Source organism: Pantoea folii (assembly GCF_056678875.1).
Genome location: NZ_JBWXON010000023.1, coordinates 1 through 15,291, shown reverse-complemented (window position 1 = coordinate 15,291; position 15,291 = coordinate 1). Strand labels below are relative to the sequence as shown.

Annotated in this window: 7 protein-coding genes; 4 read left to right on the top strand and 3 right to left on the bottom strand. The window is 58.1% G+C overall.

Going from position 1 to position 15,291, the window contains the following annotated elements; all coding sequences use genetic code 11:
- Positions 1 to 181: 181 nt before the first annotated feature.
- Positions 182 to 2,371 carry a TonB-dependent siderophore receptor gene (locus tag AC1MDE_RS22120; protein ID WP_058960321.1) on the bottom strand — a complete coding sequence of 730 codons (2,190 nt, stop codon included), beginning with the start codon at positions 2,369 to 2,371 and terminating at the stop codon, positions 182 to 184.
- Positions 2,372 to 2,647: 276 nt separating this feature from the next.
- Here AC1MDE_RS22120 and fes point away from each other — a divergent pair, with 276 nt between their 5' ends.
- The 4 genes from fes (at position 2,648) to entS (ending at position 13,983) form a co-directional block, all read left to right on the top strand.
- A complete protein-coding gene (gene fes, locus AC1MDE_RS22115; RefSeq protein WP_480345080.1) occupies positions 2,648 to 4,003 on the top strand; it encodes an enterochelin esterase in 1,356 nt (451 codons plus the stop codon).
- Positions 3,996 to 4,217 (top strand): MbtH family protein, encoded by a 222-nt coding sequence (locus tag AC1MDE_RS22110; RefSeq protein WP_034830344.1) that lies wholly within the window; start codon positions 3,996 to 3,998, stop codon positions 4,215 to 4,217. Before fes ends, AC1MDE_RS22110 begins: the two co-directional genes overlap by 8 nt.
- Positions 4,218 to 4,271: 54 nt before the next feature.
- Entirely contained in the window at positions 4,272 to 12,656 is an 8,385-nt protein-coding gene (locus AC1MDE_RS22105; RefSeq protein WP_480345079.1) for an amino acid adenylation domain-containing protein, read from the top strand.
- 70 nt (positions 12,657 to 12,726) lie between these two features.
- The gene (gene entS, locus AC1MDE_RS22100; RefSeq protein ID WP_058960323.1) at positions 12,727 to 13,983 is read left to right on the top strand and encodes an enterobactin transporter EntS; all 1,257 of its coding nucleotides are present in this window, start codon (positions 12,727 to 12,729) and stop codon (positions 13,981 to 13,983) included.
- On the opposite strand, the gene fepB is transcribed toward entS, so the two are convergent.
- Positions 13,980 to 14,939 carry a Fe2+-enterobactin ABC transporter substrate-binding protein gene (gene fepB / locus AC1MDE_RS22095; RefSeq protein WP_236699733.1) on the bottom strand — a complete coding sequence of 320 codons (960 nt, stop codon included), beginning with the start codon at positions 14,937 to 14,939 and terminating at the stop codon, positions 13,980 to 13,982. The genes entS and fepB overlap by 4 nt on opposite strands.
- A gap of 4 nt (positions 14,940 to 14,943) precedes the next feature.
- On the bottom strand, positions 14,944 to 15,291 hold a 348-nt coding region (locus AC1MDE_RS22090), incomplete at its 5' end, for a hypothetical protein (RefSeq protein ID WP_480345078.1).

Genomic DNA, 15,291 nt, shown 5'->3' with positions numbered 1-15,291 from the left:
ACGAAAAACCTTTTGCTAAATGAGAAGCGATTATTTTAGCGTGCCTCGCGGAGTGATGACAGTCACACAAATCCAGTATTTTCCGAAAACCTGTCTCCAGGTGTTTCATCTGCAGGAAAGCAGCACGGAATGCAAATAGGTAAAACCAGGGCACCTGCAAGGACGCCCTGCCTTATCGCGATTACCAGCTGTAGCTGACGGACGCCACAATTGAACGACCACTGCCGTAGAAGCACGCGCTGGTGTTGCTGCAGGAGGCAACATAGTGCTTGTCGGCCACGTTGTTGACGTTCAACTGCAGCGTGGTGCCACGCAGTGAGTTAGCCGCTTCGCCCAGCTCATATTTCGCCATCACGTCATACAGCGTGTAGTGCGGAACCTTGTCCTGACCGATGGAATCCGCCCAGGCGGTGCCGGTGTAACGTACACCACTGCCGAGCGTCAGACCGTTTAGCGCACCATCGAGGAAGCTGTAGCTGCCCCAGGCAGATGCGGCATGACGCGGAATACTCGAAGGCGTTTTGCCGACCTGCGCCGCGGTGTTGCTCTCTTTGGTTTCCGCATCGGTAAAGGTATAAGCCGCCATCACCTTAATTTCAGGGGTAATTTGCGCGTGCGCTTCCGTCTCGATACCTTTGGACTTCACCTTACCGATCTGCTCGTTGTAACCCAGTTCGCTGTTGTAAGAGGTGATGTTTTTCTGCGTGATATCAAACGCGGAAACCGTAAACACCGCATCCCAACCCACTGGCTGATATTTGATACCGATCTCCGTCTGCTCGCCGGTAGTCGGTGCGAACGGATCGCTGCCCGGCGCACCGGTGCTCAGGTTGGGTTCGAACGAGGTGCTGTAGCTGATATACGGCGACAGGCCATTATCGAAGGCGTACAACAGACCGGCACGGCCGGTGAACTTGCTGTCATTCTGTTGTGTGGTGGTATTTTCCATACGGTCCTGCGTACGCGTTTCCGCCCAATCCTGGCGACCGGACAGCAGCAGATTCCATTGATTCCATTCCAGCTGATCCTGCAAATACACGCCAACCTGATCGAGCTTTTTGCGCGTGCTGGTGTTCAACGCCAGATCGCTCTCATTAATCGTCACGCTGGTCGGATTCGCCCAGTCGAGAATGTACTGATCACCGCTGTCGCGCCACAGTTTGTTATCGACATCGCTCCATTTGTAATCCAGTCCGCCCAGCACGGTATGCGCAACGTTGCCGGTATCGAACGTCGCTTTAACCTGATTATCAATGCCCAGCTCTTTAGACTTGATTTTGTCATGCTGCGGACGACGGTTGATCTGATGGTCGCTGCCATCCACATCGAAGGTATAGACCAGGTATTTGTACGACTCATCCATGTTGCTGTAACGCATATTCTGCGTGAAGCTGATGTTGTCGTTGAAGTTGTGCTCGAAGATGTAGCCAACCGAAGTCTGCTCGCGTTTCGCTTCGTTAAAGCTCGGATCGCTGACGTTGAAATCGTAAGGAATGTAGCCCGCGCTTGTGTTAAACAGCGTGCCGTTAGCAGGCAGGAAGTTACGATATCCGGCCTTTGGCTCGTTTTGATACATCGTCAGCAAGGTGAAACTGGTGTCCGCGTTGGGCAGCCAGGTCAGCGCGGGGGCAATCGCCATGCGCTGCTGTTTGTTATCTTTCACGAACTCATGTTTGGTGCTGGCGATACCGTTGAGACGATAAAACAGCGTGTTGTCGTCATTTAGTTTGCCGCCGAAATCAAACGCCGCTTCGCCCAGATGCTGATTACCGGTGCTGAGCTGAACTTTATGAATGCTCTGCGCGGTTGGGCGCTTGCTGGTCATCGCGATGACACCGCCGGGGTTAACCTGGCCGTACAACACCGATGCCGGGCCATGAATCATCTCCACACGCTCCAGCAACCATGGGTCGATCTGTCCTGCCGCGCCAGCCTGGCCGGATAAGCCATAGCTCAAGCCATCGAGGAATTTCGGTGCATAGCGGAAACCACGCGCGATGATTTCATCGTTACGGTTCGAGTTTCCACGGTAGTTGGTCAGCACGCCGCTGGTGTAGCTCAGTGCATCCGCCACCGACGGCGCCGCCTGATCGTCCATCTGCTGACGCGTAATCACCGAAATCGATTGCGGGGTTTTACGCAGTGGCGTTGAGGTTTTGGTACCTGCAGCGCTCTCTTTCGCCACATAGCCTTGCAGTGGAGACGTCACGCTTTCACGCGCATCTGCATTCACGGTGATGGTCTCTTCTGCCGCGACGCTGAAAGTGGCAGGCGCCACCAGCAGAATTGAGGCCAGTGACAGGTGAAGACGGGAGAATCTGAACGGAAGTGCCACAGCAGGTATTGCTAAATTTTTTGCTTTAACGGACATAGTTGCCATCTCTATTTCAAACTGCCTTGTCGATGAAATAATCCGTCCATTCCTCTTCACCCAACGGCGAAAGCTGTAACGGATTGAAATATAACTTCCTCTGATAAAACTCGGCCCTGAATCCCCCTTAAAAGCCTATTTCAGAATAATCATCTGAAAAATAGGGGATTTATTCGGCGCAAAAATAATATTGCAAATGTAAATCGTTATCAATAGCATTTGCATTACGTTTGTTAATGTAAAGTCTTTGAAGAAAATGTGGAGAGAGATTGCAGGATGTTTCTCAGCGATGCAGAACAAATGACGCAAATCTGGTTGCCAACCGGAACAGTTACCCAGTGGTTACAGCAGGACGATCTCGGCAGCCATCGCTGGTGGGAACAGCTTCATAAGGCGGGTACGCCGGTGATTGAGCATGAGGCTGATGGCGAAACGCACATGCATTTCTTCTGGCGCGATCCCGAGGGCCGTTCCGAGTCATCGTCTACAAAAAGGGTCTATGTCGATATAAACGGCGTCACCGACCATCACAGCCAGGCCCCCGAATCCCTGGTTCGCGTCGGCAACAGTGATGTCTGGCATTGGTCGACGCAGATCGAATCTGACTGGCGTGGCAGCTATAGCCTGATCCCGGTGACGGATGACCATATGCCCCCGCTGTTCTGCGGCAGTGACGAAACCTGCCGGGTGCTGCAACGCAAGTGGTGGATCTCGCTGATGCCGCTGGCGATCCCCGACATGCTGAATCCTTCGCCCCCGTTTCTGAGCAGCCGCCGCTTTGCGCTGAGTAATGCGCATATGCCCGAGGCGCCTGATCAATCTGCCTGGCAACAGTTGGATGCCGGATTGGCCGACACCTGGCCAGATGGCCTGCAAACTTTGCAGTGGCACAGCGATCTGCTCAACGTCACGCGTCACGTCTGGCTTTACACCACCGGACAGACTGCGCAACCGGATCAGCGCCCGCTGGCGATTCTGCTGGATGGGCAGAATTGGGTATACGGGCAGCCGATTTTCAGCGCCCTCGATCAGAGCACCGCAGCAGGTGAACTGCCGCCTGCCTGCTGGTTATTTATCGACGTGATCGATAGCCAGCATCGCGAGGTTGAGCTGCCCTGCAACGAAACCTTCTGGCAGGCGGTGCAACAGGAACTGTTGCCGCTGGCGCGTCAGCATGCCGCGTTCAGCAGCGATGGCTGCCGCACATTGGTGGCGGGGCAAAGCTACGGTGGCCTCGCGGCGCTGTACGCCGGTCTGCATTGGCCGCAGCGTTTTGGCCGCATCCTCACGCAATCCGGCTCGTTCTGGTGGCCGCACCTGCAATACATCCGTGATTACGCTAACCGTGAACAGCACGCGCCGGGTCTGCTGCTACAGCGTTTGCAGGACAACGCCCTGCCCGTCGGCAAGCTGAAGATTTTCCAGGAAGTCGGCGATCGCGAACAAGACATGCTGTTCGTGAATCAACAAATACGTCCCGCGCTGGAAGCCGCCGGCCACGAACTGTTTTTCCGCTGCTACGCCGGAGGGCACGACGCGCTGTGCTGGCGCGGCGGCTTGATCGACGGCTGCCGCTGGCTGCTGGCCGATCTTCTCTCTGATCCAACCTCAAAAGGTAACCACCATGTCTGAACAACAAAATCCGTTTGATAACGACGCGCTCGATTTTCTGGTGCTGATCAACGCGCGCCAGCAATACAGCCTGTGGCCCGCATTTGCTCAGGTGCCTGCGGGCTGGCAAAACGTGGCGGGTCCGCTGCCGCGTGCCGCAGCGATTGAGTACATCGAAACACACTGGCAGGACATGCGACCAGCGACGCAACAGACGTCGTCCAGCGCACATTAATTTTTCGCTTTTTTAACTTTTCCTTTTTCGATTTTTTTAGACGGGAACATTCCTTTGGCATCGTTAATCACGCATTCACCTGCGTATCCTTTGGTGGCGGCTCAGCCCGGCATCTGGATCGCTGACGCTATTGCGCAGCAGCGCAATCAATTTACCGTGGCGCACTACAGCGTGCTGCACGGCGACATCAACCGCGCCGCCCTGGACAGCGCCATCCGCCAGACGATGGCGGAAGCCGATACCGTGCAGGCACGCTTTGGCCTCGATGAAAACGGGAATCCCGCGCAATGGTTTGGCGCGCAGGCACTGGTGCTGCCGGAGTGGCATGACTTCAGCCAGCGCGCGGACGCCACCGGTCAGGCGCATAAACTGATGCAGGCCGATCTGCGCGCCGAACTGGCGGCCGACGGTGATAAGCCGCTGTATCGCCACGTGTTAATGCGCGTGGGTGATGGCAGCTGGTGGTGGTATCAGCGATATCACCATCTGCTGGTTGATGGCTTCAGTTTCGAAGCGCTGACGCAGCGCGTGGCGGCCATCTATGCCGAACTGTGCCGTGGCGAAGAACCCTCACTTTCACCCTTCACGCCGTTTAGCGAGGTGATTGATGAGTATCAGCAGTGGGGAGTATCCCCGGCGTTTGCCCGTTCCGCCAGCCACTGGCAGACCTATGCGGCTGAACTACCCGAAACTTTAACGCTCTCCAGTGAAAGCGTAACGGATGCTGGCGATCGTCCGATCAGCTGCCACGTCGCGCTGCCGGAGTTGACAACGTTGCGCCAGCACGTAGCGTTCCAGGATTGCAGCGAAGGCGATATTGTCAGTGCCCTGCTGGTGGCTTATCTGGCGCGCATTAGCGACAACTCGCGCTTAGCGATTGGCTTTCCGTTTATGCGCCGCATGGGCTCGGCGGCACTGACGGCGTTGGGGCCGGTGGTTAACGTGCTGCCGCTGATCTTCGACATCCCTCATCACACTGATTTAGCCGCGCTGGTGCAGCAGGTACAAGCGGAAATCCGCAAAGCACGCCGTCATCAGCGCTATGAAGCAGAGCAACTGCGTCGCGATCTGGGTTTGGTCGGCAGCAGCCAACAGCTTTATGGGCCGGTGATCAACGTCAAGGTCTACCATGATGATCTGCAATTCGATGGTATTCCGGCGGCGACCCACACCTTAGCCATGGGCCCGGTTGACGATATCGAGTTTGAAGTGGGCTTCCGTGATGGCGCATTGCAGTTAACACTGGTGGCTAACCCGACGCGCTACGACGCACAAATGTTACAGCGTCACGCAGACCGTATTCGTCATCTGCTCACGCAGTTCGCTGCACAACCCGAAGCCACTCTGGATACGCTTTCGATCATTGCTCCAGACGAACAGGCTGATTTACAGCGCTGGTCCACTGGCCCGAAAATCACCCCGCCTGCGGGGGCGACCACCATCGTGGATATGCTGCTGCAACGCACGGCACAAAGCGCTGACCTGACGGCAGTCGTCTGTGGCACACAGTCACTGACGTATCGCCAGCTGACCGACCGCGCCATGCAACTGGCACATGCCTTGATGGCGCGTGGCTTACAAGCAGACGACGTGGTGGCGATGGGTATTCCGCGCTCGGTGGATTCGCTGGTCGCCATCTTTGGTGTGCTGGCGAGCGGCGCGGCCTACATGCCGCTGGATCTTGACTACCCACGCGAACGTCTGGCACTGATGTGTGACGATGCGCAACCCGCATTATTGCTGACTCACTCCACGACACTGGCGCAGATGCCGGCCCTTCCCGCGCTGTGCATCGATCAGCTGGAGAGCGAACTGGCGGCACAGCCGACCAGCGTACCGAGCACTCTGCTGTGCGGCGACGATCTTGCCTATATGATTTACACCTCCGGATCCACCGGCCGGCCAAAAGGCGTGATGAGCACACATCAGGGATTGCTGAATCTGTTCCTGTCACATCACGAACATCTGTTTGGACCGGCGATTGACCGCTTCCACGCCAGCAACCCGCGCCGCATGCGCGCCGGTCATACCGCGTCGTTCTCATTCGACTCTTCGTGGGAACCGCTGTTCTGCATGCTGATGGGCTGCGAGCTGAATATCTTCGACGAAGAACTACGTCGCGATGCCTGGGGTTTGATTCAGCAGATGAACGCGGTGCCGGTCGATCTGCTGGACATCACGCCGTCATTCTTCTCTCAGATGATCGACAGCGGATTACTGGAAGCGGAAAACCACCGCCCTGCGTTTGTCATGATTGGCGGTGAAGCGGCCACGCCGACGTTGTGGAAACTGATGCAGCAACAGCATCAGATGGAAATCCACAATTACTACGGCCCGTCTGAGTACACCATTGATACCCTCGGTGCCAGCGTGCTGGCTTCTCCGCAGCCGGTAATTGGCCGCCCGGTGGGTAACAGCCAGGTTTATCTGCTCGACAGCCAGTTGCGTCCAGTGCCGATTGGCTGCACCGGCGAACTCTACATCTCCGGAACCGGCATTGCGCGCGGCTATCTGCGCCGCCCGGATCTGACAGCCGCGCGCTTTGTGGCTAATCCCTTCCGCGAAGGCGAGGTGATGTATCGCAGCGGCGATGTGATGCGCTGGCGTCAGGATGGTCAACTGGCGTTTATCGGACGCGTGGATCACCAGATCAAAGTGCGCGGTTTCCGCGTCGAACTCGGTGAAATTGAAAACGCGCTGGTGGCACTGCCCGAAGTCAGCACCGCAGTGGTGATTGCCGAAGTAATGGGCGCCACTCACCGTCTGATTGGCTACTGCTCGGTGCAGGATGATGCCTTGCGCGCCGATCCGCAAATCAGCAACCGCTTGCTGGCGCAGTTGGGTAGCCAGTTGCCGGACTATATGCTGCCAGCCGTGCTGATGGTGCTGGATGATCTACCACTGAATGTGAATGGCAAAATCGACCGCCAGGCACTGCCGAAACCCCATCAGGCTCAGCAACAGCAAAGCCGCGCGGCGCGCACCCCGCAGGAAGCGTTAATTTGCCAGGCGATGGCCAGCCTGCTCGGGCTGGAGAGCGTCGGCGCAGAAGATGACTTCTTCTCACTCGGTGGTGACAGTATTTCGGCAATGGGCCTCAGCACCGCCGCTCGCCGCGCTGGTTATATGCTTCGCCCACGTGACATTTTTGCCGAACGCACCGCCGCATGTATGGCGCAAGATCTCGCCCCTCTAACGCAACACACTCGACATGCCCGCGTGTCGCAACAGGGCGCGATTGGTGGTCTGCCGATTCTGCACTGGTTCCATGCGCAGGCGGGCATTAACGCGCGCTTCGCCCACGGCGTGCTGCTGTCGGTGCCGCCAGAGCTGCAACTCGCGCAGCTGGAACAGCTGATTGAACAGCTTACCAACACGCATCCAGCCCTCAACGCCTTCACGCGTGATAAGCAGTTAGTGGTGGGCGAATCGCTCTCTGCGCGCCCTGCGCGTTGTCGTGTTATCGAAGTGTCAGCATATGACCAGGCCGCCGATCAGGCCTTCCGTGACGATGCAGCACGCCTCGATCCGGCGACAGGATCATTGCTACAGGCAACCCTGCTCCAGACACAAGGTGCAAGCTGCGGATTGGTGTTAACGCTGCACCATCTGGTGGTGGATGGCGTGTCATGGCGAGTATTGCTGGATGAACTGCAACAGGCCGGTGATGCACTGCTAAGCGGTGCACCGATCACCTTGCCTGCCGAAGAGACCTCACTGCATGACTGGTCCGCTACGCTGCTGGCTAACCTGGCATCACGCGCCAGCGAAATGCCGTTCTGGCAACGCATGCTGGAACAGCCGCTGCCGGCGCTGGGTGAGCGAGCCTTAACGGGTAACGAACGTGTCTTGCATCAGCGCACCCTGCTGGATGTGGCCACCAGCTCTGCCTTGCTGAATACCCTGCCGCAGCAGTTCCGTGCCACCAGCGAAGAGTTACTGCTGACGCTGCTCTCACTGGCGCTGCGCAGCATGAACGGCAGTGCGTCACAACGCGTGACGCTGGAGTCACACGGCCGTGCCGAGTTGCACGATCATCAGGACCTGGCGCGCACGGTGGGCTGGCTGACAGCGGAGTTTCCTCTGCTGCTCGCCCTGCCTGCTTCGGCCGACCTCAATGACAGCGTGCGCGCGGTGAAATCCGCGCTGCGTGCCGTGCCGGATCGTGGCATCGGTTATGGCCAACTGCGCTGGCTGGATGCCCACCGTGGCATTACATTGGCGAAACTGGCCGCCGACCATGCGCCACAGGTGCTGTTCAATTATCTCGGCCGCTTTACCCAATCCGCCGGTCACTGGCAGCCTCAGCGGACCGCGCAGCAGTTCCGCGACACTTTTGCGGTGATTCAGGACGATGCCATGCCGTTACAGCACGCACTGGAACTCAACGTGTTTGTTGATGACCAGCAGCTGGCGCTGAACTGGAGCTGGGCGGAGGGCGTCTTGCATGCCGATCAGATTGAGCAACTGCATCAGGCCATCGCTCTGGGTGCGCAACAGCTTTACCACTTCGCAGAGCAACAGCCACAGCAGGCCGCCAACACGCTGGTCGCTGCGGAAATCAATCTTGAAGGCGTTGATGATGCGCTGCTGCAACGTTTGCGCGCACGTCACGGGGCCTTTAGCCACGTCTTGCCGCTGCTGCCATTGCAGAAAGGATTACTGTTCCACGCGCAGACCAGTGGCGCGCAAGGCAGCTATAACTCACTGACGCGATTAACCCTCAGCGGTGATGTGTCGGTAGCATCGGTGCAGCAGGCGCTCAACCAGGTGTTGCAGCGCCATCCGCAGCTCGCCGCCAGGTTTGATAGCGAACTCAGTCTGAACCCCCTTCAGTTGCTGCCGGAAGGCGATCTGCATTGGCCACTACAGGTTCTGGAAGTCGAGGATATTGACGCCACTGAACATCAGGCGCTGTCACAGGATCTGTTCCAGCAGCCGGTGATGTTGCAGGCGACGCTAATCCCGCATCGCCATGAAGCACGCTGGACGCTGCTGCTCAATGCGCATCATCTGGTGGTGGATGGCTGGTCAACGCCGGTGATTTTAAACGATTTACTTAGCGCATTGCGTCAACAGCCGCTGGCCGCCCAACGCACCCATTATGCCGACATCGTGCGCCAGCTTAGCCAGCGTGATGAGCATCAGGCTCGCCAGCAGTGGCAAGAGTGCCTGCGCGACGTGCGGCCCACGTTGCTATATCCCAATGCCGCCGAGAGTGCTGTTCAGGAAAAACGCATTACGCTGGACGCCTCGCTGGAGCGCGAACTCTATGCGCTGTGCCGCACTCGCGGATTGACCCTCAACACCGTGATGCAGGGCCTGTGGGGCATGATGTTGTCGATTGCCAGTGGTCAGCAGGACGTGATATTTGGCGCGCCGGTTTCAGGTCGTTTCGGCCAGATTGAAGGGATCGATCAACATGTCGGTCTGTTCAGTAACACGCTGCCGGTGCGCGTGCGGTTTGATACTCAACGCCCGTTGCTGGAGCAGTTAGCCGCGCACCAAAATCGTCAGATCCAGCTGATTGAGCAGGATTGCCTTGGACTGGCTGAAATCCAACAGCTGGCGGGTGCGGGTACGCTATTTGATACCCTGCTGGTGGTGGAGAACTATCCTGATAATCAGACATTACTCGACGCCAACGCGAAGGTGCGCTGCGACGCGATCCACAACCGCGGCTATACCCACTACCCGTTAACGCTGCTGGTGCTGCCGGGTGAACAGTTGACGCTATTAATGGAATACCGCGCTTGCGTCACCGATGCCGACCGTCTGGCTGAACGCCTGTTGCTGCTGTTACAGCAGCTGGTGACCACACCGGATCTGCCGTTAACGCAGTGGCGTTTGCAAACCCTCGCCGAGCAATCGCTGCTCGAGTGGGTCAATAACACCGGCGTGCAGCTGGAAAATGAAACCCTACAACAAGCCATCGCCCAGCAAGCCGCACGCACACCGGACGCGCTGGCGCTGTGTGATGTTGAGCATCAGCTCAGCTACCGCGAGATGCAGCGTCAGGCCACATTGCTGGCCGATCGACTGATCGAAGCGGGCGTGATGCCAGGCGATATCGTTGCCGTTGCCTTGCCGCGTTCGGTTCGTCTGAGTATTGCTCTCACTGCCATCTTGCAGGCGGGCGCAGCCTGGTTACCGCTGGATATTGGCTATCCCGATGAACGTCTGGCGTACATGGTGGACGATGCACGACCGTGGGTGGTGATCACCGAGTCGGCGCTGGAAAATCGTTTTGCTGGCTTTGGCACTCTGATGATGTTCGATCGCCTTGCCAGCGCACAGACTGTGGCACGTCATCCATTGCCTACACCCGACGCGCAGCGACCGGCTTATGTGCTTTACACCTCAGGTTCGACCGGCAAGCCAAAAGGTGTGGTGGTCAATCAGCGCGCCATCGTTAACCGCTTGCGCTGGATGCAAGCCAGCTATCCATTGCGTAGCGACGACGTGGTGTTGCAGAAAACACCGTGCAGCTTTGATGTTTCGGTATGGGAGTTTTTCTGGCCGTTAATGACCGGCGCACAGCTGATGATGGCGCCGCAGGATGCCCATCGCGATCCACAGGCGTTGTGGCAGTTGATTGACGATTACCAGGTCACCACCCTGCACTTCGTTCCGTCGATGCTGGCCGCCTTTGTCGGGCATGTCAGTACGCACACCGATCGTGCCTGCGCTTCACTGCGCCGCGTATTTTGCAGCGGAGAAGCGCTGGCCTGCGATCTGGCGCGCAGCTATCAGCAGGTGATCGCCGCTCCGCTGCATAATCTGTACGGCCCGACCGAAGCCGCCGTGGATGTCACATGGCAACCCGCCAGCGGTAGCGCGCTCGAAGGCCTGAATGGCCCCGGCGTGCCGATTGGTCGTCCGGTGTGGAACACCCAACTGCATATCCTCGATAACCTGCTGCGCCCGGTGCCAGTCGGCGTGCCGGGCGATCTCTATCTCAGCGGCATCCAGCTGGCAGATGGCTATTTGCATCGCGCTGATCTTACCGCGCAGCGCTTTATTGCCGCTCCGTTTGCTGATGGCGAACGTATGTACCGCACCGGTGATATCGCCTGCTGGCGTGAGGATGGCGCCGTAGAGTATCTGGGGCGCAGCGACGATCAGTTAAAGATGCGCGGACAACGTATCGAACCGGGTGAAATTGAGCAGGCGCTGGTGGCATTGCCGGGCGTGGCGCAGGCAGTCGTGGCTGCGCGCAATTTGACACAACAGGCGGCGGCGGGCGTCGATAATCGCCAGCTGCTCGGCTGGCTGGTGGCTCAGCCTGGCGTGGCACTGGACATCGAACAGGTAAAACAGCAGTTGAGCACTCGCCTGCCCGCCCACATGCAGCCGGTGAGCTATTTGCTGCTGGACGATTTGCCCCTCAGCGCTAACGGCAAACTGGATCGTAAAGCGTTGCCGTTGCCGCAACGCAGCACGCAGGCTGGCCGTCTGCCGGAAACGCCTCACGAGCAGATGCTGGCAGAACTGTTCCAGCAGCTACTGGGATGTGAGCAGGTGTATGCCGACGATGATTTCTTTGCGTTGGGCGGTCATTCCCTGCTGGCGATGCGACTGGCAGCAGAAATGCGCCGCCGTGTAGCGCAGCCGGTGAGTGTCGGACAGATCATCGCCGCACGCAGCGTGGAGAAACTGGCAGCGCTGTTGTCAGGCGATGCCAGCGACAGCAGCGGCAACGGGGAACTGCTGCCACTGCGTGCCGGTCAGGGGCCGACGCTGTTCTGCATCCATCCGGCATCAGGGTTCGCCTGGCAGTACAGCGCGCTGCTGCACTATCTCGACGGCGATTTCCCGATTGTGGGGCTGCAATCACCGCGCCCGGCGGGTGTTATCGCAGCCTGTACAAGTCTAGAAGCCATGTGCGATCGCCATCTGGCTGTGATTCGCGAGCAGCAGCCGCATGGGCCTTATTTCCTGCTGGGCTACTCACTGGGCGGCACGCTGGCACAAGGCATTGCGGCGCGTCTGCAGGCCAATGGCGAAAGCGTGGCCTTCCTTGGTCTGCTGGATACTTACCCGGCCGAAGGACAGGACTGGCGCACGCCCGATGCTGAAGAGGCGGAGCAGGAAGTGGCGCGGGAACAGGCCGAGTTTATGGCTGCTACTGAAGATGAGCGCGATCCCCTGTTACGTGCCGAGAAAGCCGCGATGTTTAGCACCATCGTCGCCAACTACAAGGACGCAGTCGCCCGGCTGGCGGAAGCGCGTACGCCACGTTATGCCGGTAAAGCCACGCTGTTTATGGCAGAGAAAACTTTGCCTGCCGACATGGATGTGCCTGCAACCTGGAAACCGTTTGTTTCAGACCTGGAAATCTGGCCGCTGGATTGCGAGCACGCTGACATTTTGTCTGCCACCTCGCTGAAAGTGCTGGGTCCGCTGATCAATCGTTTGTTATCTGAGAGTCGCTCATAACACCCGGCCTTTGGCCACTTAATGTGGGCGCACTGATGTGCGCCCCTGCTCGTTTTAACAATGGATATTTATGGCTAAGCCTTCAATTTTTCTTGATTTCAGCCTGCTGAAAAACAACGCCGCGTTTCGCGCTATCTTCTGCGCCCGCATGCTATCCGTATTTGCGCTGGGCATGCTGGCAGTGGGCGTACCGATCCAGATTCAGGCCATGACCGGCTCGACCTTACAGGTTGGCGTGGCCGTGATGCTTGATGGTATCGGCATGTTTATTGGCCTGCTGCTCGGGGGCGTGCTGGCAGATCGTTATGATCGCCGCAAGCTGATTCTGTTCGCGCGCGGCACCTGTGGTATCGGTTTTGTGCTGCTAAGCCTGAACGCGTTTAGTCCTGCCCCTTCATTGTGGGCGCTCTATTTCCTCGCCTTCTGGGATGGTTTTTTTGGTGCGCTGGGCATGACGGCGCTGATGGCGGTGATTCCGCTGATTGTAGGACGCGAGCATCTGGCGGAGGCCGGTGCGTTGAGCATGTTAACCGTGCGACTGGGGGCGATCTTGTCTCCGGCGCTGGGTGGCATGATCATCGTGGCGGCGGGCGTCGGCTGGGCCTTTGCCGTGGCCGCCATCGGCACGCTGGCGACGCTGATCCCGCTGGTGCGGTTGCCCGCGATGAAACCGGAGCAGCAGGAGCCTGAACACCCTTTGCGCGCGCTCGCCAGCGGCATTCAGTTTGTCTGCCGGCATAATGTGGTGGGTGCGGCCGTACTGGTCGGCTTGCTGCTCAGTATGGTGGGCGCGGTGCGCATCCTGTTCCCGGCACTGGCGCAAACGTGGCAGGTTGATGCTTCGGCGCTCGGGCTGATGTATTCCGCCGTGCCGCTGGGTGCGATGATCGGCGCATTCACCAGCGGCTGGGTGCGACAGTTGTCACGACCTGGTCTGGTGTTGCTTGTGAGTGCACTGGCTGCCTTTGGTTGCATCGCTTCTTTGGGGCTGTATAGCCAACTGATTCCGGCGTTGCTGGCATTGGTGGCTTATGGCTACAGCAATGCTATCGCTTCCCTGCTGCAGTTTATTTTGATTCAGCACCATACGCCGGACGCTTTGCTGGGCCGAGTCAACAGTTTGGGCACCGCGCAGGATGTGAGCGGGGATTCGTTGGGTGCTTTAGGACTCGGCGCATTGGCGCGTGCATTGAGCGCGCTCAACAGCGTGCTGTGGTTCGGCGGCGTGGCGGCGAGTTTATTGCTGCTGATCGCGCTGGCCGCACGCGGTTTGCGCTCGGCACAGCTGCAGCAAGAACCACCGGCCACTGAGCAAGCCGCGGCTTAGTGTACGAACTGCCGCTCAATACTGCTGAGCATATTGCTGGCACTGTAGTAATCGAGGCGGAAGGTATCGTTACCCATGGCAAAAATGTCGTGATGCTGCACAGCGGGTAAATGCGCGAGGAACGGATTCTTCGCCACCTGCGGTACCGTTTTTTCATCGGCGGCGAACAGCAGCAGCGTATTGCCGGTGACGCCATCCGCCATGGTCTCGCCGTTGAGTTGGATGATGTCGTTGCGTTTGCCCATGCTGGTACTGCCCTGCAAGTTGGCAGGCGGCATCGCCAGCGTGAAGCCCAACGCTTTCAGCAACTCTCCCTGTGCCGAAGCCGGCGTCCACACATTCATGCCCCGCCCATCTTCGTAATAGACAATCGCCGAGGTGGGCTGTGGCGGCAGGGTAATTTTGCTGCGCAGTGTCTCGACGCGTTGGTCAAACTGCGCGATTGCCTGTTTCGCCTCTGCTTCGTGACCGGTGATATTGCCAAGCTGCAACGCCAGCGCCTGCCAGCTCTTATCGCCGTAATCAACCACCAGCACGGGCGCGATGGTTTTCAGCTGATCGTAGAGTTTCAGCGCAGAGTCCCCACCGGTCGCCGCGATAACGATCAGGTCTGGTGCCTCCGCGGCTATCGCTTCCGCGTTGGGCTGGGAAACATAGAGCGGCTTGACGTGACGTGCTTTGGCGACCTCCCCCCACTGGGTAAAGAAGCCCTGGGCATCGGACACACTGCTGTTGCGACTGGTGGCGCCAGACCCAATCAGCGGCGCGTTAATCGCCAGTAAGGTGCCGCTCAACGTCACGCTGGTGGAGACAATGCGCTGCGGTGGCTGCTGTAAGGTGAACGGGCCTTGCAGAGTGGGTATGGTGCGAGGCCAGCTGGCTGAATTTTCAGCGGCGGTAGCCTGGTTAAACACGGAAATGAGGCAGAAGAGTAAAGCCAGAACGGGCAGACGCATCAGGTTATCCATCACTTGATAATTGAGAATGGATATCATTATCAAAATAAAGATGGGGTGCAAGAGGATTTGGTGACCAGGGCTGAGGAAGGTTGCCGAGGAGTGGTTGAGGGTTGGTGATTGGTGAAATTTGATGCTGAAGTGCGGATGAAGATTGAGTGGTCGTGCCGAATGGGCTAGTGGTTGCGTTCTGCGTTCTGCGTTCTGCGTTCTGCGTTCTGCGTTCTGCGTTCTGCGTTCTGCGTTCTGCGTTCTGCAGGTTAGAGCATAAAAGATGAAAGGTGAAAGGTGAAAGGTGAAAGGTGAAAGGTGAAAGGTGAAAGGTGAAAGGTGAAAGGTGAAAGGTGAAAGG